Genomic DNA, 19,413 nt, shown 5'->3' on the forward strand with positions numbered 1-19,413 from the left:
GCCTCAGAAGCCGACGAAGACCCGGCGCAGATCGTCCAGGGTCACCGGACCGCTGACCTGCACCCCGTCCGGGGTGTAGCGCGGGCCGAGCCGGCCGACCACCAGCCGCAGCCACGCCTCGGCCGGCAGGGACAGCTCACCGTCGGGCTGCTCCGGCACGTCGGTCAGGGTGACCTGCTCGCCCAGCCGCAGCCCGAACGTCCGCTCGGGGTCGCGCAGTCGTACCAGCAGGGTGCCCTCCCGGCCGGCCAGCTCCTGCGGCCGGCTGGTCCAGCCCAGCATGCCGCCGATCTGGTCGAGCAGCAGCGGCACCGCCTCCGGCGTCACCGCCGCGAACGGGTTGAACGCCACCTCGGCGTCCCACTGGTGCAGGGCGAACTCGCTGAGCCGGAACCGGGCGGCGGTGGCGACGTCGACCGGCTCGGGCAGGAAACCGAGGTCGATCCGCAGCGACCGGCGGGTCTCGGCGTCCAGCGCCTCGTACGCCTCGACCAGCCGCTCGTTCGCCTCCAGGAAGCCGGCGGCGTGGTCCTCGGGGGACATGGCGTCCCAGCGCTGCCACACGCCGCGGTTGAAGTCGCCGTCCGGCGCGGGCGTGCCCTCCCGCGCGGCGGTCAGGGCCGCGAGGCCGATCTCGGCGCCGCTGCCGAGGTGGCTGAGCACCTGGGAAACCTGCCACTCGCTGGCCCCCGAGGGCTGGCGCAGGTCCTCTTCCTTGAGGTCGCGCACGAGCGCGGCGAGCTCCTCGTGGCCCGCCCGTAGCGCGTGGATGATCTGGTCGGCAGGCGTGGACATGTGTCTCCTCAACGGATCTTCGACGATGCTCGGGACGCTACCCGGTTTCAGCCCATGTGCACGGCATTGCCGGCCGGGATGTCCTCCTTGCGCACCTTCACCAGGACCAGGGTGACCAGTCCGGCGAGCACGATCAGCACCGCGCCCCAGGCGAAGGCGACGCGGTAGCCGTGCACCAGCGCCTCCACCTGTGTCACCGGATTCGGCGTCCGGCCAACCAGGTAGGCGGTGACCGCGCTGGTGTAGAAGGTGTTCAGCAGCGCCGTGCCGAGCGAGCCGCCGACCTGCTGGGTGGCGTTGAGCGTCGCGCTGGCCGCGCCGGCGTCGTGCTCCGGCACCCCGACCAGGGCGAGGCTGGACAGCGGGACGAAGGTGAAGCCGAGCCCCAGACCCAGGATGACCTGGGCGGGCAGCAGGTGGGTGAGGAACGGGGTGTCGACGTCGATCTGGGTCAGCACCACCATGCCCAGGGCGGCGAGCACCGCGCCGGCGACCATCAGCGGCTTGGCGCCCAGTCGCGGCATGAGCTGGCTGGCGCCGCCCGCGGCGATCAGCACACCGGCGGTGACCGGCAGCGACGCCAGGCCCGCCTCCAGCGGCTTGTACTGCAGGACCACCTGGAAGTAGAAGGTCAGGAAGAGGAACGCCCCGAACAGCCCCGCGCCGATCAGCGTCGAGGTGAGGTACGCCCCGCCCCGGTTGCGGTCCAGGATGATCCGCAGCGGCAGCAGCGGGTGGTTGGTGCGTAGTTCGATCACCACGAAGGCGGCCAGCAGCACCACGCCGGCGGCGATGAAGCCGAGCGTCGCCGTGGCGTCCCAGCCGTCCTCGGCGGCCTTGGTGAAGCCGTACACGAGGGAGACCAGACCGGCGGTGACGACGACCGCGCCGGGCACGTCGTACCGGGTGTTGCCGTGCGCCCGGCTCTCCGGCACGAGCGGGAGGGCGAACGCGATGGCGATGGCGGCGACCGGGATGTTGACCAGCAGGCACCAGCGCCAGTCGGCGTACTCGGTCAGCACCCCGCCGAGCAGCAGTCCGACGGCGGAGCCGCCGCCGGCGATCGCGCCGTACACGGCGAACGCCTTGGCGCGCTCGGTGGCCTCGGTGAACAGCACCGTGAGCAGGGCCAGCGCGGCCGGCGCGAGCAGCGCGCCGAACGCGCCCTGCAACGCGCGGGCGGCGAAGAGCATCCCACCGGTGGTGGCCAGGCCGCCCAGCGCGGAGGCGAGCGCGAAGCCGGTCATGCCGACCAGGAAGGTGCGCTTGCGCCCCCAGTAGTCGGCGATCCGGCCACCGAGCAGGAGCAGACCACCGAAGGCCAGCGTGTAGGCGGTGATCACCCACTGCCGGTTCGCGTCGGTGATGCCCAGGTCGGCTTGGGCCTGCGGGAGCGCGATGTTCACGATCGTGGCGTCGAGGACGACCATCAGCTGCGAGACCGCGATGACCGCCAGAGCGATCCAGCGCCGCGGGTGCGGCGCGCCGGTCGCCGTCCCGGCGTCGGGCGCGCCGGGGGCGGTCGAGGTGGTTCCGGGCATGGTGAAGCCTTCCGTGGTGCGGATGTTGATGGATCAGGCCTGGGACGGGCGGTGCTGCCGGTAGGTCAGGACCGGGATCAGCACCTGGTCGACGACCTGGGTGAGGAACGCGTCGTCGGCGGGCAACCCGTGCGCGACCAGCCGGGACATCAGGAGCGCGGGCGCCAGGTCGTGGAACAGGTCCCGCTCGCCGGCCTCCGGGGGGATCTCCCCACGGGCGGCGGCGCGGACGAGGACGGCGGTGCTGGCCACCCGCCCGGCGGGCAGCACCTGGTGGCGTACCAGACGTTCCAGCTCCGGACTGGTCCGCATGGCGAAGGTCAGGGCCTGCATCAGGTCGCAGTCGGCGACGCAGATGGCGGCGGTGGCGCGCAGCAGTTCGAGCAGGTCGCCCCGGAGCGACCCGGTGTCGGGTGGGTTGAGCACACCGACCTGGCGGTCGCTCAGGGCGGCGACGACCAGCTCGGCCTTGCCGTCCCACCGCCGGTAGATGGTGGCCTTGCTCACATGGGCGCGGGCGGCGACGGCGTCGATGGTCATCCGGTCGTACCCGACCTCGCGCAGCACGTCGAGCACCACGCTGAACAGGTCGGTGGTCGCGCACCGGGCGGCCCGGGCGGCCGGTACGCCGACGCCCGCGCTCACCTGCTGATCCTCCAGCACCTGCACCCCCGTGAAACGATGTCGTACCGACACTAGTTCGCTCGATGCTGTCCTTGCAGGGTTTTATGAGGTGCGTCGCACCGGAGGAACGAAACGATCACGTTTCCCGCACGGCTACGGGGTCGGCGCGAGGAGCACCGGCACGGCGACGGTGTTGATCCGGGTGCCGTCGCGGGCCGACACCTCGTACACCTCGATCGTCCCGTGCTGCTTTCTGGCCGTCCGCCAAGTGACCACCACCCGGTAGTCGCCCCGGCAGCCGCTGCCGCAGCTCGCCGTGCCGAAGGCGGTGGCCACCTGGCGTCCGGCGTCGTCAAGCACCCGGACGCTCACGGTGGCCTCGAACGTGTCCGCCGTGCCGGTGACGGCGAGCGGAGCGGTGACCCGGTCGCCGACACTCGGCCCGGTGACCACGATCGGTGCGAGCAGGCCCGGATAGTCGGCCCGACCGACCGGCGCGGCACCGGCAAAGCGCACCCGCCGGACGGTGGGGAACTGGGTGAGCGTCCACACCACCTGCGCCTCGCGCAGCCGCCGATCCGTCGGGTCGTCGCCGGACGGGACGGGACCGAGGGTCGCCACCCCGTCGGCGATCCGGGTGACCTCGACGCCGCCCGGCAGCAGGGTCACCATCCCGGTGGCGGCCTCCGCCGGGGTCGGCCCGGCGGCCAGCTCGTCCAGGGCGAGCCGGGACGTCGCGACGGTGGCCGGTCGGGTGCGCCGGGTGGGCACGAGCCGGCCGGAGCGGACGTACCACAGCTCGATCGTCACCGTGTCCGGCCGGCGGGTCCCGGTGACCGCCGGCGTCGACGGACGCGGCGGGGTGGTGGTGGGCGTCGGGGGAGCCGGAGCGGCCGGCGGCGTCGTGGCGGGCGCGACGGCCGGCGGGTAGGTGCTGGGCGGGGGCGCGGTCGGCGCCGCGCCCAGGACGCCGGAGCGGGGGGTGCCGCAGCCGGCGAGGACGAGCGCGGCGACGAGCGCCACGCCCGCCGCGCGGGACCCGTCACGGCCGCTCATCCCGCACCGCCTCCCGCGCGTCACCGTCGGGACCCCGCGCGGGCAGCTCCAGACGGAACACCGTGTCGACGCCCGGCGCGCTGCGCACGCTCAGCACCCCGCCCAACACGGCCGCGTGTTCCCGGGCGATCGCCAGACCGAGGCCGCTGCCCGAGGTCGAGCGCGCGGCGTCGACCTTGTGGAACCGGTCGAAGACCAGCGGCAGGTGCGCGGCCGGGATGCCGGGTCCCTGGTCGGACACCTCGACGGCGACCATCCGGTCCGCCGCGCTCACCGTCGCGCGGATCTCGCCGCCGCCGTGCTCGACCGCGTTGGTGATCAGGTTGGCCAGGACGCGCTCCAGATGGCGGGGGTCCGTGGGCGGCGTGGCGGCGTCGCCGGTGATCCGCACCCGCTCCGACCAGCCGCGGGCCGCGACGATCGCGCGGAGCAGCGCCAGCACGTCCACCGGCTCGACGCTCGGCCGCTCCCGCCCGGCGTCCAACCGTGAGATCTCCATCAGGTCCTCGACCAGGTGGCGCAGCCGGACCACGTCGCCGACCAGCAGCCGGGCCGCCGGCCGGGCGTCGTCCGGCAGCCGGTCCAGCTGCTCGCGCAGCAGCGAGGCCGCCGCCACCAGGGCGGTCACCGGGGTACGCAGCTCGTGCGCGACGTCGGCGGTGAACCGCCGCTCCCGGGCCTGCGCCGCCGACAGGGCGACGATCTTCGCCTCCAGCGCCTCGGCCATCTCGTTGAACGACGCCGCCCAGGCGCTGAACTCGTCCCGCCCGCGTACCGGCAGCCGGGTGGCGAGCAGCCCCTCGGTGAGCGCTTGCGCGGCGCGGCTGGCCCGACCCACCGGCTCCAGGGTGCGGCGGGCCAGGAGGTTGCCCACCGCGGCGGCGACCAGGACGACGGCCACCCAGCCGGCCAGCAGCGCGGCGTACACCTCGTTCAGGTCGGCCGCGATGTCGTCCTCCACGGTGATCACGTAAAGCTCCGCGGTCGAACCGGGGATACGACCACCGACCACCAGCAGGCGGGGCCGTTGCCCCGGGGTCGAGCGCTGGAACGCGAGCCGCCCCTGGGCGACCGAACCCCGCAGCCGGTCGCCCAGGGCGGGGGAGTAGCCGGGGTGGGAGGGGCGGGTCGTGTCGTCGACGAGGATCACGTGCCGACCGCTGCCCTCGAAGCTGGTCAGCAGCTCGGCGCGGCGCTGCTCGGTCAACGGCAGGAACTGCCCGGCGAGCACGAGCTGGTAGCGGGCGTCGGCGGCGGCCTGGCGCAGCGAGGCGTCCCACCAGGACTGTCGCAGCAGCAGCCCGGTCCCGCCCGCGAGCAGCCCGGCGGACACCCCGGCGACCAGCACGAACGCGATCGTCAGTCGGCGACGCAGCCGGCCGGGCGGTACCGCGCGTACGGCCATCGCCGACCTCCCGTCAGCCGCCGGACAGCTTGTAGCCCGCGCCCCGTACGGTGCGGATGCGCCGTGGGTGCGCCGGATCGTCCTCGACCTTCGCGCGCAACCGCTGCACCGCCACGTCGACCAGCCGGGAGTCGCCCAGGAAGCGGTGGTTCCAGACCAGGTCGAGCAGCAGCTCCCGGGTGAAGACCTGGCCGGGACGTCGCGCCAGCTCCAGCAGGAGCCGGAACTCGGTCGCGGTCAGCTCCACCTCCCGGCCGTCCCGACGGACCACGAAAGCGCCCGGATCGATCTCCAGGTCGCCGACGGCGATGGCGCGTGACGGCGTCGGCGCGTTGACCCGCCGCAGCACCGAACGGACCCGGGCCACCAGCTCCGGCAGGTCGAAGGGTTTGCGCAGATAGTCGTCCGCGCCGCACTCCAGGCCGACCACCACGTCGAGCGTGTCCGTGCGGGCGGTCAGCATGAGGATCGGCACCTGGCTCGACCGCCGTATCTCCCGGCACACCTCCAGACCGTCCATCGCGGGCAGCATGACGTCGAGCACGATCAGGTCGACCGGGTGGGCTCGAAAGGTCACGAGCGCCTGTCGTCCGTCGCCGGCGGTGTCGACCCGGAAGCCGGCGCGACGCAGGCCGAGGGCGGTGACCTCCCGGATGGAGACGTCGTCCTCGACCACCAGTACGCGGCCCTCCATCAGTCGAGGGTAGACCCGTGACCACTGTGCGTGACCCTGGCGGAACGGCCGTCATCGGCGGCCGGTCGGATCCCCGGCAGGGCACCGTCCACCAGCTACGGTCAGGTGCCTGCGGGCACCCCCTCACACGAAAGGGCACGACGTGCAACGTCATGGCTGCGTGATTCGACTCCGCCCCGAGCAGCGGGAGACCTACCTGCGGTTACACGCCGACGTCTGGCCGAGCGTCGAGCAGACGCTGCGCGAGGCGAACTTCCGCAACTACACGATCTTCCTCCACGACGATCTGCTGTTCGGCTACTACGAGTACGTCGGCGACGACTACGAGGCCGACCTGCGGCTGATCGCCGCGGACCCGCAGACCCAGGAGTGGTGGAAGCTGACCGACCCGTGCCAGGAGTCGCTGGCCGAGCCCGGCTCGGGGGACTGGTGGGCGCCGATGCGCGAGGTCTGGCACCTGGCCGACGAGGCCCCGCAGGACTCCCGAGGCTAGGTCGACGCCGGCCGGCTCCCGCCGGGAGCCGGCCGGAGCCCCGGTCACTCGGCGATCTTGATGATCGTCTTTCCCGGGGCGCGACGGTGACGGGCGAACGCCGAGGCCGTCTCGGCGAGCGGCCGTACGTCGCCCACGACGGGCCTGAGTCGTCCGGTGCGGACGCGTTCGGCGAGGTCGACCAGCCGGGCCCGATCGGGTTCGACCACGAAGAAGACCGCTCGCCCCTGCCGGGGCTGGACGTCGGGCGGCGCGGTGATGGTCACGACGGTGCCGCCGGGGCGGACCAGCTCGGTCGAGCGGCGCAGGATGTCGCCACCGATGACGTCGAACACCACGTCCACCTCGCCGACCTGCCGCAGGTCGTCGGCGTTCAGGTCGACGAAGGTCTGCGCGCCGAGCGAGAGCGCGAGGTCCCGGTCAGCGGCGCGACCGGTGCCGATCACCTGAGCGCCCACCTCGCGTGCGAGTTGGACGGCGATCGAGCCGACACCCCCGGCGGCGCCGTGCACGAGGACGGTCTGGCCGCTCGTGAGGTGGGCGTGGTCGAACAGCCCCTGCCAGGCGGTCAGCCCGGAGATCGGCAGCGCCGCGGCCACGGTGTGCTCGACGTCGGCCGCCAGCGGGGCGAGGTTCCGCGCCTCCACCGCCGTGTACTCGGCCAGGGAACCGTCGCGGGCCCAGTCGGTCAGGCCGAACACCCGCTGACCCACCGTCAGGCCGGTGGTGCCGTAGCCGAGTTCGGCCACCACACCCGAGAGTTCGTGACCGGGGATGGTGGGCGTCCGGTCCCGACCCGCGCGGTCGGTCCACGTCGTCGGCCAGTCGAGCTCCCCGGGCGTGAAGCCGGCGGCGTGGACGCGCACGATGACGTCGTTCTCCGCCGCGTGCGGGTACGGCATGTCGGTCAGGGTGAGTCCCGGCACGCCGGCGTTCCGGTCGCGTACCGTAATCGCTCTCATGTTCGTGGCCTTTCAGCTCGGCCAGGGTGAGCCGACGATGCGCTCGACCGTCGTCACACGCTGGAAGCCGGGAACAAAATGTTCGAGATAGTCGGAGTTGACGGTGCCGTTCGTGGTTTCCGGTCGATTCTTCAGCCCGTCGACGGTGGTGCGCAGGAATTCGTTCTTGAAATCCCCGCGCGGATGGACGGCGAGGATTTCCGCCAACTGGTCGGTGTTGAGCCCGTCCAGGCCGAGGCCGAGGACGTCGGTCAGCACCCCGAGGTAGGTGGTCGCGATCTCCGGGCCCATCCGGTCGGGAATGCCCGGCGTGGTGTGCAGGGCGATCGCCGTCCAGACGGTCTCGGCGGCGGCCGCGGAGAACCCCCGGTCCAGCAGGAACTTGCGGGCATGGTCGGCGCCGTCGACCTCGAAGCGCTGCTGGAGGTCCGAGAACGGCGTCACCAGCCCGGCGTCGTGGAACATGGCCGCCAGGTAGAGCAGTTCCGGATCCGGTTCGACGCCCAGCCGTCGGGCGTGGATCAGACCGAAGAGGAAAACCCGCCGTGAGTGGTGGTAGATGAGCGGCCCGGTCGTCTCCTGAATGTGTCGGGTCGCCTCGGCGACCGCCGTTGTCCGCGGAATCTCGAATCCCGCGATGACCTCTGCCATTCCCGTTGCCTTCCGAGGAGGTGAGCCGACTGCCGATGACCCCATCGTGCCCACCGGCCGTCGTGGTCCGCCGCCCTCGTCGAGCCAGGAACCCCTCAAATCTGGACAGGGGGCGGCCGCCACACAGAGTGATGGAGACCGCGTTCGGTCCGGCCGGCGGCGTGCTACCAATGCAACGTGTGCACCCCGCCCGTCCGCCACCCCGGTAGTCGTCGACACCCGCCGCGTCCGGCTCCGCGCGGCGCGTCGGCGCAGGGCCGGACACCGTGACCGGCGGCCCGCACCGCGTCGCGATCTTCGTGTACGACGGGGTGACGCTGCTGGACGTCGCGGGTCCGGCCGAGGTGTTCAAGGAGGCGAATCGCTTCGGCGCGGACTACCGGATCATGCTGCTCTCGCCGAACGGTGCGGACGTCACGTCGAGCCTCGGCGTCCGGATGGCCGTCGACGGCGCGGTCACCCCCGCACCCGACGTCGACACGCTGCTGGTGGCCGGGTCCGACCGGTATCCGCGCGCCCTCGTCCCCGCCGACCTGGCGGACGCCGTACGCGCGCCGGCGGGCAGGGCCGCACGGGTCGCGTCGATCTGCACCGGCGCGTTCGTCCTCGCCGCCGCCGACCTCCTCGACGGCAGGCGCGCCACCACGCACTGGCAGGTCGCGCACGAGCTCGCCGTCCGGTGTCCCACCTGCCGGGTCGAACCCGACGCGATCTACGTACGCGACGGCGCGACGTACACCTCGGCGGGCGTGACGGCCGGCATCGACCTGGCGCTGGCTCTCGTCGAGGAGGACCACGGGCCGGACCTGACCCGCGAGGTGGCCCGCGCCCTGGTGGTGTACATGCAGCGGGCCGGTGGCCAGTCCCAGTTCTCCGCTCCGTTGCAGGGGCCCCCGCCCCGGTCGCCGGCGCTGCGCCGGATCGCCGACGTGGTGACGGCGAACCCCCGGGCGGACCATTCGCTCGGCGAACTCGCAAAACACCTCAACGTGAGCACCCGGCAGCTCACCCGCCTGTTCCGGGACGAGTTGTCCACGACACCGGCCCGCTACGTGGAGAACATCCGGTTCGACCTGGCCCGGGCGTTGCTGGACCAGAACCACACCGCGACGCAGGCCGCGATGCTGGCCGGATTCCCCAGCTACGAGAGCATGCGACGGGTGTTCGCCCGGAAGCTGGCGATCAGCCCCGCCGCCTACCAACGGCGGTTCGGTACGACCCGTCGCGGCCAGGTCGACGAGGACCCGTCAGGACGGTGAGGCCCGGCACCCGGGTCCGGTGGCCTGGCCGTCTACGCCGGGGCGGACGGCCAGGCGGATCGGTGTCCGACGCCGGTCACCACTGGTGGGCGACGTCGAGCACGATTCGGCTGTGCGCTCCCGGCCCGGCCAGCACGAGGGTGCGGAACGGCAACCGGGCCCGGACGCCGACGGCGAAGGTGGTGTAGCCCTCGAAGCTGCCGCCGAAGACCACGTCGCGCAGCGTCGGATAGCGCAGCAGGTTCGTGACGTGGCCGCCGACCGGGTACGGGACGGTGCCGAGGTGGTCGGCGTCGTACGCCGGGGCCCGCAGGGAGACCCGCAGCAGCGCGCCTCCGGCGGTGTACGGCGACAGCGCCAGCCCTTCGCCCTCGGTCCAGGTCTCGCCGTAGCCGACCGTGTACCCGTCGACCGGGCCGGCGAACTCGAACACCACCCGGTCGTAGCAGTCGTGCCGGCCCGTCCGCACGTCGACCAGGGGAGCGTCGCTCAGCGCGCCGGCCGACTTCTCCCCGCTGCCCCAGGTGATCCCGCAGTACGCCTCGGTCGCGGCCCGCGCCGGGCCGGTACGCGCCGCGCCGCTGGTGCCCGCCGCGCTGCTGCCCGCCGTGGCGAGCACTCCGGCGAGGACGACCGCCGTCGCGGTCAGCGCGCTCCTGATCCTCATCGTGGTTCTCCGTTCGGTGTCCCGGGGTCACGTCACGGCCGCCTGCCGGTGACCCTCGCCGCCACCGTCGTCCCGCACCGACACGGGCACCTCGCCGTGGCGTAACCGCCGGGTAACAACGGCCGGACACCAGGAGCGACGTCAGCCGTGGCGCGACACCCCACGGCGTCCCACACTGCGATACGGTGCCTGGCACCGGCACACCGGAGGTGGATGGATGCCCGCCGTCGTCGTCCTCGCGTTGACCCTCGCCCTCGCGCCGGCTCCCACGCCGTCGGTGACCGCCACGCCGGGGCCGATCGGCGAACTGGTGGGCGGTGTCGGCCGGCTGGTGGGCGACCTGCTGGGCGGCGGCGGTACGCCCACACCGATCCCGACGCCGAGCGGCACCCCCGCCCCGACCGCCGCGCCGGGCCGGCCACCGACGACCGCGCCGTCCGGCCCGGCGAAGCCCGGCGCGACATCCGCACCCGCCGGCTCGTCGACCGGTGGCCGGGCGACGGTCAAACCCGACCGCCCCGACCGGAGCGCCGACACCGACGGACGCGACACGGCCGTGCCCCCGCGCGGCGGAGACACTCCTGCGCCGGTCGTCGCGCCAGCCATCGCCGACCCCGTCCGCGATGGCTGGCCGCCGGCGTCCTATCTCCTGGTGGCGGTGGTCCTGGTCGGGCTGGCGCTACTGCTGCTGCGCGGCCGTGGCAGCAGCGGCTCCTCGGCTGTTCCCGCACCGACTCCCGACCCGACGCCGACTCCCGACCCCGACCCGGGGCCGGACAATGTCCGCCGCCTGCCGACCAGCCTCAACGGCGTCTACGAGCTGGGTCGGCTGGACGAGCGACTCGAGCAGGAGCGCCGCCGCCGACCCTGACCGGCGGTCTCAGTGCTTCGGGTACGCGCCCTCGCGCCGGGGGATCGCGTCGTCGTACGCCCCGGACGGGCCGTGGTAGCGGGTCGTGCCGTTCGGGTACGGCCAGGCGTTGGCCCGGCAACCGTGCAGGCCCAACGTCTGCTGCTGCATCACCGGCGCCGGCCGGCCCGCTCCCGGGCAGCGTTCGTGGCCGAACCCGAGTCGGTGCCCCACCTCGTGGTTGACCATGTACTGCCGGTACGTGGTCAGGCTCGCGCCGTAGTTCGGCACGCCCGACACCCAACGCGCCACGTTCAGCACCACCTTCGCGCCGTTGCGGCAGGACGTGTAGCCGTCCGGCACGTCCTGGCAGAGGGTGTCGCGGGTGCCGGGGGTCGCCAGGTAGATGGTGAAGTCCGCCGGATCGTCGGCGCCCACCCGCCGCAGCCGCCAGTTCCCGCCCCCCGTCCACCCACGGGGGTCGTTCAACGTCGCGGAGATCGCGTTGCCGATCTCGCCCGCCGGCAGACCACGGATGTCGCGTTCCACCGCGACCCGGTAGCGCAGCAGCGTGCCGCTCTCCGCGCCGCCACGCGTCGTCTCGGCCGGGGCCGTCGTCCAGCGGCTACCGCCGGTGGCGGGGTAGCTGACCGGGCTGTTGGGCGTGCTGCGGGTGCCGAGGATGCCGACGCCGGTCGGCCGGTGCGAGGCCGTCGCGTGGTCACCGGGCCCAGGTCCGGTGGCGGGGTCACCGGCGGGCTGCCCGGCCGCCGGCCCCGTGCATCCGGTGAGCAGCGCCACCGCCAGCAGTGACGCCGCCGAGGCCAGATGCCACCGGTGGGTACCCTTCGTCGACATGTCTCTCCCCTCGCGCGTCGCGTAATGGCGGCGCACAGGAGAAGACGGGTGGTGGCGACGAAAAGTTGAGGTGATCCGGATCTCAACCTTTCGGGAGTCCCACCCGTCTGAGGTGATGTGGCACGGGGGAGGGTGCGCGGTGGCGCGGGGTGACGCGGAGTTCGTCGAGTTCGCGCGGGCGGCGTCCGCGCGGCTGGTGCACGCCGCGTTCCTGATGACCGGCGACCACCACCAGGCCGAGGACGCCGCGCAGACCGCGCTGGTGCGGACGTACGCGTCGTGGTCGCGGATCCACGACGACGACGCCTACGGGTACGCGCGGCGCACGTTGGTCAACCACCTGGTGGACCGGTGGCGACGGCCGCTGCGGGAGTACCCGACCGACGAGGTGCCGGAGCAGCGCCGGGGCGACGTGGCCGACGACGTGGCCACCCGGCGCTGGTTGGTCGCCATCCTCGGGGCGTTGAGCCCTCGGGAGCGGGCCATCGTCGTGCTGCGGTACTACTTCGACCTGCCGGAGGCGCAGGTGGCGCGAGAGCTCGCCGTGTCCGTGGGCACCGTCAAGAGCACCAGCTCTCGGGCGCTGGAGAAGCTGCGCACCGCCGCCCCGCGCTTCAGTGACGAGGGGGCGCGCCGATGAGCGAGCTGGATCGGCTCCGCGACGCCATGCGGGCGACCGAACGCCCCGACGCCGTGATCGACCTGGCCCGGGTGATGCGCGAGGGACGGCGGTTGCGGACCCGCCGGCGGGTGACCGGGGCCGCGGCGGCGACGCTCGCGGCCGGGCTGGTCGCCGTCACCGCGGTGACGGTCGACCCGAGCGGGTCCCGCGATCCCGCGCCGGCCGAGCCCGCGTCCCCGGTCACCGTGGCCTCGACCCCGGCCGGCGTCACGCCGACGGCGGCGACGTCGGACGAGCCGACGCCACCGCCCAGCAAGGCCCGTGGCGTGCCGGATCCGAAGCCCATGGGTCAGGTGATCGACTCGGGGATCGGGTACGGCGCCGACCGGCGGGTCTACTACGTCGTCGCGGTGACCGTCCCGGAGGCGCCCAAGGTGACCATCGGGTTGGCCGCCGGTCGCCGTGCCGGGGACGGAACGGTGCGCACGGACATCCTGGTCAACGACGTCGACGGTGCCGACCGCAGCCCGGGCTTCCACCAGATCGGGTACGACGAGAGCGAGTCGGCTAATCCGGTGCCCACGTTCGGCTACTTCGTCGGCTCGGCGGCGCGGATCACCGGCACGGTCGACGGTCGGCAGGTCGACGCCACGCTGGCCCGCTGGAGTCTCGACAAGCAGGTCGTGATCTTCTGGTTCGATCCGGACACGCTCGCGCCCGGGAAGCGATTGGACGGCATCGTGGCCCACGACCGCGCGGGCCGCCGACTCTGATCCCCGGGACAGCGGTGACACATGTCACCGCTCCAAGCCGTAATCAGGACTAGCCGGGCGTAGGTATGGCGTACTGCTCCAGTCGGTCCCGAGCCCAGTCCAGCGACCGGCACCCGCCTGGCCGGCACCGGGGACAGCGGGTCTCCTGGTGCTCAGCGATCGTCCATGCGGCCAGCCGGGGGACCCAGACCTCCCGGGGTAGCTCCCGCTCGATCACGGCTTGGGGTCGGCGGCCAGGCGGTGAGCCTTCACTACGCCGATGGCCCAACTCAGCATGTCGCAACCGGCGTCCCGGCACTGAGCACAACGGCCAGTAGCGCGGGAGTCCTGGGCCGGCTCCCGGTGCTGGGTGATCACGCGCTTGGCGGTCCAGAGGACCAGCGCGGGGGTCACGGGGCCTTCGTCCATGGGCACGGCTCCACCTCCTGAAACGGCAGGTCCGGGCACGGAGCCCCGCTCGCGTACCCGGACCGCTCACCGGATGTAGCCGCATCAGCCTCCCTTGCAACGTGCACACCGTCAAGGTTGGAAGTGGCAACGTGTGCCCCTGGCACGTACTTACGGTCATGGCGTGAGACTCGTGGCTCTCTCCGATATCGCCGACATGCTCGGCGGTGTGTCGCGCACCAGGGCCACCGAGATCACCAACCGGGCCACCTTCCCCGCACCCATCGACACGGTGGCCAGCGGCAAGGTGCGGGTCTGGGACCGCGCGGACGTGGAGGCGTGGATCAAGGCCCATCGGCCCCACCAGACGCCGGAAGGCTGAGCGGACAAGAGAGCAGACACGGAACGGCCCGCCCTGGAGACCAGAGGGCGGGCCGTTGTCCGTGCGGGGCTCAGGCAGCGGCCTTCACCGTCCTGGCCGCCTTCGCCTGACGGTGGCCTGGAACGAGGCCGCGATCAGCGCGGTCGGGCCGCGGCGCTGAGCGGCGGCGGTAATGCTGATGAGGGTGATGCCTGTGAGTCATCTAGATGACTCACAGGCATCACATCCATCAGGGTGTTGTCGACGCCGGTCGCATGGCGTGGCGGTCGCGAAGCTGCACGGTGTGCCTGAAGCGGGTGCAGTCGTTGACGTTGCGGCCCGAGAGCACGAACGCCAGAGTCCGACTCAGTCCATCGAGGCACGTGCTATATCCTGCCCCACCAAGATCCTTTGAAGACACCGCCTAGCTCGGGCGGCCAGTCAGGGCTCAATCCCGCTGCCTAAGCGCCCGCCGAAGGCGGTCCAACAAAAGGGTTCGCAACTCCTGTGCGCTCTTCACGGCTTCTTCCGGTGTCTCCCCGAGGACATGCAGCTCTCCCTTTTCGACCAGGCCGGACCTCGTAATGGGCCTGGGAGGGCCGTCCGACTGGTCCATCACGAGGCCGTAGACCACCTCCACCTTCACCTTCTTTCGAGTCGGCGTTCGATGGTCACGGTCGTCCCCTCGGCGGTGGAGACGAGCCGTACGTCGCCGTAGGCGTTCATCAGCAGCGCGCCACGCCCCCGGTCCATGGCCGGTCGACGGTCCCGCCAGGTGCCGAAGTCGCGTACCGAGATCCGGACCAGCGCGTCGCCGACCTGGAGCCGGACCCGCACCTCGGGGCGGCTGGGTCGTTGCGCGTGCTCGACGGCGTTGTTCATCGCCTCGGAGGCGGCGAGCAGCAGATCCTCCGCCACCTCCCCGTCGACGTTGAGGTCGTCCAACGCCACCCGGACGTCCTTGCGCATGGCGGCCGCCGAGGTGGGCACCGACGGGTACGTCCACTGCTCGTCCAGCCGTTCGCCGAGCCCGTCGTCGGAGGCGCCGGCGGTCGACGTGCCGGCCGGATCGCCGGTCACGGGCTCGGCGACGCGATCCACGAGAGGCACGGCCGGACCGGGCTGGACCTCGATCGCCGTGGGCCGCTCAGGGGCCGGACCACCGTCGCCGGGAACCTCGATGCGCGCACGGCGGATGGCGGTCCGGACCCGGGCGATCAGCTCGGCGGCGGCGAACGGCTTCACCAGGTAGTCGTCGGCGCCCAGGCTGAGACCTGCCACGCTGGCCTCCTCGCCTGCCCGGGCGGAGAGCACGAGCACCGGCAGCGACCGGGTCGCGGGGTCCGCGCGCAACCGGCGGACCAGGTCGAAGCCGTCCAGCCCGGGCATCATCACGTCGGTGAGCACCAGGTCCGGTGGCTCCCGGTGGATCGCGTCGAGGGCCTGGCGGCCGTCGGTGACCGACCGCACCCGCCAGCCCTGGCCGGCGAGCAGCCGGCTCAGGTACGCGCGCATGTCGCTGTTGTCGTCGGCCAGCAGGATGCGTGCCCCGGCCAGTTCGTCGGCGGCCGGACCGGGTGCCGGGGCGGGCTCGGCGACCTCGCCGGCCGGGTCGGTCAGCCAGCCCATCGCGTCCTGCACGGCGGCGCGTGCCGCGTCGCCCCGCCCGGCGGCGGTCGGGCCCGCCGTGGCCGTACGCCGTGCCGCCGACCAGGGCAGGGCCACGGTGAACGTGGTGCCGACGCCCACCCGGCTGGCCACCCGGACCTCGCCGCCCTCCAGCCGGGTCAGCTCGTGGACCAGGGCCAGGCCGATGCCGGTGCCCTCGTGGCTACGCGACCGCGCGCCCTGCACCCGGTGGAAGCGTTCGAAGAGCTTCGGCAGGTCCGCCTCGCCGATGCCGATGCCGGTGTCGGCGACGGTGAGGCGTACCTCGTCGTGGTCGGCGTCCACGGCGACGCGGATCCGACCGATGAACGTGTACTTGAGGGCGTTGGAGAGCAGGTTGGTGACGATGCGTTCCCAGTTGACCGGGTCGACGGTGACCGGGCGGGGCAGCGGCGGGCAGTCGACGTCCAGGGTCAGCCCGGCCCGCTCGACGGCGGCGCGGAAGACGCTGGCCAGCTCGGTGGTGAGCGCGGGCAGGTCGACCTCGTGGGCGTCGCTGCGCGCCCGGCCGGCCTCCAGGCTGGAGAAGGTGAGCAGGCTGTTGACCAGGGTCAACAGGCGGGTCGCGTTGCGCCAGGCGGTCTCGACCCGCTCCCGCTGCGTCGGCGCCAGCGGCGCGGTGGTGTCGGCGAGGGCGTCGGCGAGCGGACCGAGCATCAGGGTCAACGGGGTACGGAACTCGTGGCTGACGTTGGTGAAGAAGGTGGTCTTGACCCGGTCCAGCTCGGCCAGCGTCTCGGCGCGGCGGCGCTCCCGCTCGTACTCCTGGGCGTTGCGCACCGCCGTGGACACCTGCTGGGTCAGCAGCTGGTGGAAGGAGCGGTACGCCTCGTCCAGCGCCCGGTTGGGGCTGACGCCGACCAGCAGGACGCCGAGTGGCTGGTCCTCGGTGGCCGAGGGCAGCGGCAGGGCCAGCGCGGCGCGGGCCGGGTCGCCCCACGGGCCGGAGGGCAGCGACAGCCGTTCGGCCAGGCCGGTCACGTCGCCGGGTCGACCCGACGCCGCGCCCGGTAGCGCCCAGGCGTGGGCCGTCGGACCCGGGTCGGCCAGGTCGACGAGGGTCGGCAGCGCCCCGGCTACGGTGGTCTGGCCCGGGTCGCCGCCCGTGCAGGCGATCCGCCGCAGGGTCGCGCCGTCGCGCAGGTAGATCGCGGCGAACGGCACGTCCAACGGGTGGCCGCCGATCGCGTCGACCAGCCGGGTGCAGGTCGCGTCGACGTCGACGGTGCGCCCGTCGCCGCGCAGGGACAGGTCCCGCAGCAGCCGCAGTCGCCGTTCGCCGACGACCTGCTCGGTGACCTCGCTGCACACCGTCAGCACACCCACGGTACGGCCGTCGTCGTCGCGGGCCGGGGCGTGCGAGACGCTGAAGTAGGCCTCCTCGCGGTAGCCGGCGCGGTCGAGCAGGAGTTGCAGGGCGGGTACCCAACTGGCCACCCCGGTCGCCATGGCCCGCTCGATCAGGGGAGCGAGGACGTCCCAGCCCTCGGCCAGGGTGATCCGCACGTCGTCGCCCAGCGCGCCGGGGTGCTTGTCGCCGATCAGCGCCGAGTACGCGTCGTTGTAGAGCTGGGAGAGGCGGTCGCCCCAGAGCAGCAGCATCGGGTAGCGGGAGGAGAGCACCATCCGTACGGCGGAGCGCAGGCTCTGCGGCCAGTCGGACACCGCGCCGAGTGGTGTGCGAGCCCAGTCCAGCTCCGCCATCAGCCGTCCGGTGGCCCCGCCGTCGTCGAACAGGTCGGTGCGGGGTCGTGTCACGCTCGACCCGGCCTCATCGCTAGCCCCCCGTTCCGGGCCCGACGACCCCTGCTGCTGTTACCTACCCATCCTGGCACCTTTACTCACCTGTGCTGACGCCGGTACCCACCGTCTAACGGGCGGGGGTTCGGGACGAACGACCGATGTCACAGACATAGATCTCTGTAAGTGTCTCGGTTATCTCTCCGACCCCCGAGGAGCCCCCATGAGAGGCAGAACGCTGAGCGCGGGAGTCGCGCTCGCCGTGTTCACCGGGATGACGGTGACGCTGGCCGCCCAGCCGGCGACCGCGTCACCCTCCGCCGCGACGACAGCGGCCCGGCCGATCGCCGCGTCCGCCGCCGTCCTGGCGGCGCCGGACATCTCCGTCAGCAACGTCCAGGCGCACCTGACCCAGTTCAACTCCATCGCCAGCAGCAACGGCGGCAACCGGCGGGCCGGCTCGGCCGGCTACACCGCCTCGCTCAGCTACGTCAAGACGAAGCTCCAGGCGGCCGGCTACACGGTCAGCGAGCAGTACTGCTCCAGCTGCACGTACCCCTCGAACAACCTGATCGCCGAGTGGCCCGGCGGCCCGGCCGACCAGGTGGTCATGTTCGGCGCCCACCTGGACGGCGTCTCGGCCGGCCCGGGCATCAACGACAACGGCTCCGGCTCGGCCACCCTGTTGGAGAACGCCCTGGTCCTCGCCGCGCAGAACCCGACCATGACGAAGAAGGTCCGGTTCGCCTGGTGGACCGACGAGGAGCAGGGGCTCAACGGCTCCCGCTTCTACGTCAACTCGCTGAGCTCCACCCAGCGCGGCTACATCAAGGGCTACTACAACTTCGACATGGTCGGGTCCACCAACGGCGGCTACTTCATCAACCGGGTCAGCTCGACCACGGCCGCACCGCTGAAGGCGTACTGGGACTCCCTCGGGCTGCAACCGGAGGAGAACGTCGAGGGTCAGGGCCGTTCCGACGACTACTACTTCCAGCAGGCCGGCATCCCCACCTCCGGGTACGCGGCGGGCGCGAGCGCCCGCAAGACCAGCAGCCAGGCGGCGAAGTGGGGCGGCACCGCCAACGCCGCGTACGACGCCTGCTACCACCGGTCCTGCGACACCACCGCCAACGTCAGCGCCACCGTGCTGAACCGGGCCGCGGACGGCGTCGCGTACGCGCTGTGGCAGCTCGCCGTGGGCGGCGGCACCCCGACCAACGACTTCTCGGTCGCGGTCAGCCCCACCGCGCTCACCGTGGCCCGGGGCGCCAGCGTCAGCGCCACGGTCAGCACCGCGACCACCTCCGGCTCGGCGCAGACGGTCAGCCTCAGCGCGTCCGGCGCGCCCAGCGGGGTGAGTGTGGCGTTCAGCCCGTCGTCGGTGACCTCCGGCGGCTCGTCGACGGTGACGCTGACCGCCTCGTCCAGCGCCACCACCGGCACGGTCACCGTCACGGTCACCGGCACCGGCTCGGTCACCCGGACCGCCAGCCTCACCCTCACGGTGACCGGTACCGGGGGCTGTGCCGGCGGGCAGGTGGTCGGCAACGGTGGCTTCGAGAGCGGCAGCACGCCGTGGACCGCCTCCTCCGGCGTGATCACCAACTCCAGCGGCCAGCCGGCCCGGACCGGGTCGTACAAGGCGTGGCTCGACGGGTACGGCAGCACCCACACCGACACCCTGTCCCAGTCGGTGACCGTGCCGGCCGGTTGCGCCAGCTACACGCTCTCGTTCTGGCTGCACGTCGACACCGCCGAGACGACCAGCTCCACGGCGTACGACAAGCTCACCGTGCAGGTGGGCTCGACCACCCTGGCCACGTACTCGAATCTGAACGCCGCCTCCGGCTACACCCAGCGCACGTTCAACGTGGCCGGGTTCGCCGGGCAGACGGTCACCCTGAAGTTCACCGGCACCGAGGACTCGTCGTTGCAGACCAGCTTCGTGATCGACGACGTGACGCTGCAGGCCGGCTGACCCCGTACCCGATGACGGGCCGCCGC

General features: G+C 72.7%; 18 protein-coding genes. 7 read left to right on the top strand and 11 right to left on the bottom strand.

What is annotated here, in order from left to right:
• Positions 1–3: 3 nt before the first annotated feature.
• From ACN263_RS11945 to ACN263_RS11970, 6 genes are all read right to left on the bottom strand, one after another.
• Complete coding sequence (locus tag ACN263_RS11945) at positions 4–795, bottom strand: maleylpyruvate isomerase family mycothiol-dependent enzyme (protein WP_422739862.1); 792 nt, start codon at positions 793–795, stop codon at positions 4–6.
• A 47-nt stretch (positions 796–842) separates the two neighbouring features.
• Positions 843–2,336 (bottom strand): MFS transporter, encoded by a 1,494-nt coding sequence (locus tag ACN263_RS11950; protein WP_422739863.1) that lies wholly within the window; start codon positions 2,334–2,336, stop codon positions 843–845.
• A 33-nt stretch (positions 2,337–2,369) separates the two neighbouring features.
• Complete coding sequence (locus ACN263_RS11955) at positions 2,370–2,981, bottom strand: TetR/AcrR family transcriptional regulator (RefSeq protein WP_422739864.1); 612 nt, start codon at positions 2,979–2,981, stop codon at positions 2,370–2,372.
• A 132-nt stretch (positions 2,982–3,113) separates the two neighbouring features.
• Positions 3,114–4,016 (bottom strand): Gmad2 immunoglobulin-like domain-containing protein, encoded by a 903-nt coding sequence (locus ACN263_RS11960; RefSeq protein WP_422739865.1) that lies wholly within the window; start codon positions 4,014–4,016, stop codon positions 3,114–3,116.
• Positions 4,003–5,421: an ATP-binding protein gene (locus ACN263_RS11965; RefSeq protein WP_422739866.1), complete on the bottom strand. Its 1,419-nt coding sequence runs from the start codon at positions 5,419–5,421 to the stop codon at positions 4,003–4,005. The genes ACN263_RS11960 and ACN263_RS11965 overlap by 14 nt, the downstream gene beginning before the upstream one ends.
• A 13-nt stretch (positions 5,422–5,434) precedes the next feature.
• On the bottom strand, positions 5,435–6,115 hold the full coding sequence (locus ACN263_RS11970; RefSeq protein WP_422739867.1) for a response regulator: 681 nt from the start codon (positions 6,113–6,115) through the stop codon (positions 5,435–5,437).
• A gap of 160 nt (positions 6,116–6,275) precedes the next feature.
• Here ACN263_RS11970 and ACN263_RS11975 point away from each other — a divergent pair, with 160 nt between their 5' ends.
• On the top strand, positions 6,276–6,608 hold the full coding sequence (locus tag ACN263_RS11975) for an L-rhamnose mutarotase (protein ID WP_422739868.1): 333 nt from the start codon (positions 6,276–6,278) through the stop codon (positions 6,606–6,608).
• A gap of 44 nt (positions 6,609–6,652) precedes the next feature.
• Here ACN263_RS11975 and ACN263_RS11980 read toward each other — a convergent pair whose 3' ends face one another.
• Both ACN263_RS11980 and ACN263_RS11985 read right to left on the bottom strand, forming a co-directional pair.
• On the bottom strand, positions 6,653–7,570 hold the full coding sequence (locus ACN263_RS11980; RefSeq protein ID WP_422739869.1) for an NADP-dependent oxidoreductase: 918 nt from the start codon (positions 7,568–7,570) through the stop codon (positions 6,653–6,655).
• A gap of 12 nt (positions 7,571–7,582) precedes the next feature.
• Complete coding sequence (locus ACN263_RS11985; RefSeq protein ID WP_422739870.1) at positions 7,583–8,221, bottom strand: HD domain-containing protein; 639 nt, start codon at positions 8,219–8,221, stop codon at positions 7,583–7,585.
• Between the two features lie 266 nt (positions 8,222–8,487).
• Here ACN263_RS11985 and ACN263_RS11990 point away from each other — a divergent pair, with 266 nt between their 5' ends.
• A complete protein-coding gene (locus tag ACN263_RS11990; RefSeq protein WP_422739871.1) occupies positions 8,488–9,480 on the top strand; it encodes a GlxA family transcriptional regulator in 993 nt (330 codons plus the stop codon).
• Positions 9,481–9,556: 76 nt separating this feature from the next.
• Here ACN263_RS11990 and ACN263_RS11995 read toward each other — a convergent pair whose 3' ends face one another.
• The gene (locus tag ACN263_RS11995) at positions 9,557–10,147 is read right to left on the bottom strand and encodes an AMIN-like domain-containing (lipo)protein (protein ID WP_422739872.1); all 591 of its coding nucleotides are present in this window, start codon (positions 10,145–10,147) and stop codon (positions 9,557–9,559) included.
• A 217-nt stretch (positions 10,148–10,364) separates the two neighbouring features.
• Here ACN263_RS11995 and ACN263_RS12000 point away from each other — a divergent pair, with 217 nt between their 5' ends.
• Positions 10,365–11,018, top strand: coding sequence for a hypothetical protein (locus ACN263_RS12000; protein ID WP_422739873.1), 654 nt, complete (start codon positions 10,365–10,367; stop codon positions 11,016–11,018).
• Positions 11,019–11,027: 9 nt separating this feature from the next.
• On the opposite strand, the gene ACN263_RS12005 is transcribed toward ACN263_RS12000, so the two are convergent.
• Positions 11,028–11,855 carry a DUF3152 domain-containing protein gene (locus ACN263_RS12005; protein WP_422739874.1) on the bottom strand — a complete coding sequence of 276 codons (828 nt, stop codon included), beginning with the start codon at positions 11,853–11,855 and terminating at the stop codon, positions 11,028–11,030.
• Between the two features lie 139 nt (positions 11,856–11,994).
• On the opposite strand from ACN263_RS12005, the gene ACN263_RS12010 reads away from it, so the two are divergent.
• The 3 genes from ACN263_RS12010 to ACN263_RS12020 all read left to right on the top strand — a co-directional run bounded on the left by ACN263_RS12010 (position 11,995) and on the right by ACN263_RS12020 (position 14,019).
• The gene (locus ACN263_RS12010) at positions 11,995–12,495 is read left to right on the top strand and encodes a SigE family RNA polymerase sigma factor (RefSeq protein ID WP_422739875.1); all 501 of its coding nucleotides are present in this window, start codon (positions 11,995–11,997) and stop codon (positions 12,493–12,495) included.
• Positions 12,492–13,250: a hypothetical protein gene (locus ACN263_RS12015; RefSeq protein ID WP_422739876.1), complete on the top strand. Its 759-nt coding sequence runs from the start codon at positions 12,492–12,494 to the stop codon at positions 13,248–13,250. Before ACN263_RS12010 ends, ACN263_RS12015 begins: the two co-directional genes overlap by 4 nt.
• Before the next feature lie 571 nt (positions 13,251–13,821).
• Positions 13,822–14,019 (top strand): helix-turn-helix transcriptional regulator, encoded by a 198-nt coding sequence (locus tag ACN263_RS12020; protein ID WP_422739877.1) that lies wholly within the window; start codon positions 13,822–13,824, stop codon positions 14,017–14,019.
• A 621-nt stretch (positions 14,020–14,640) separates the two neighbouring features.
• On the opposite strand, the gene ACN263_RS12025 is transcribed toward ACN263_RS12020, so the two are convergent.
• Positions 14,641–17,424, bottom strand: coding sequence for an ATP-binding protein (locus tag ACN263_RS12025; RefSeq protein WP_422739878.1), 2,784 nt, complete (start codon positions 17,422–17,424; stop codon positions 14,641–14,643).
• 205 nt (positions 17,425–17,629) lie between these two features.
• On the opposite strand from ACN263_RS12025, the gene ACN263_RS12030 reads away from it, so the two are divergent.
• The gene (locus tag ACN263_RS12030) at positions 17,630–19,387 is read left to right on the top strand and encodes a M28 family peptidase (RefSeq protein ID WP_422739879.1); all 1,758 of its coding nucleotides are present in this window, start codon (positions 17,630–17,632) and stop codon (positions 19,385–19,387) included.
• Positions 19,388–19,413 lie beyond the last annotated feature (26 nt).

This window comes from Micromonospora sp. WMMD729 (assembly GCF_049315225.1).
Taxonomy (GTDB): Bacteria; Actinomycetota; Actinomycetes; order Mycobacteriales; family Micromonosporaceae; genus Micromonospora.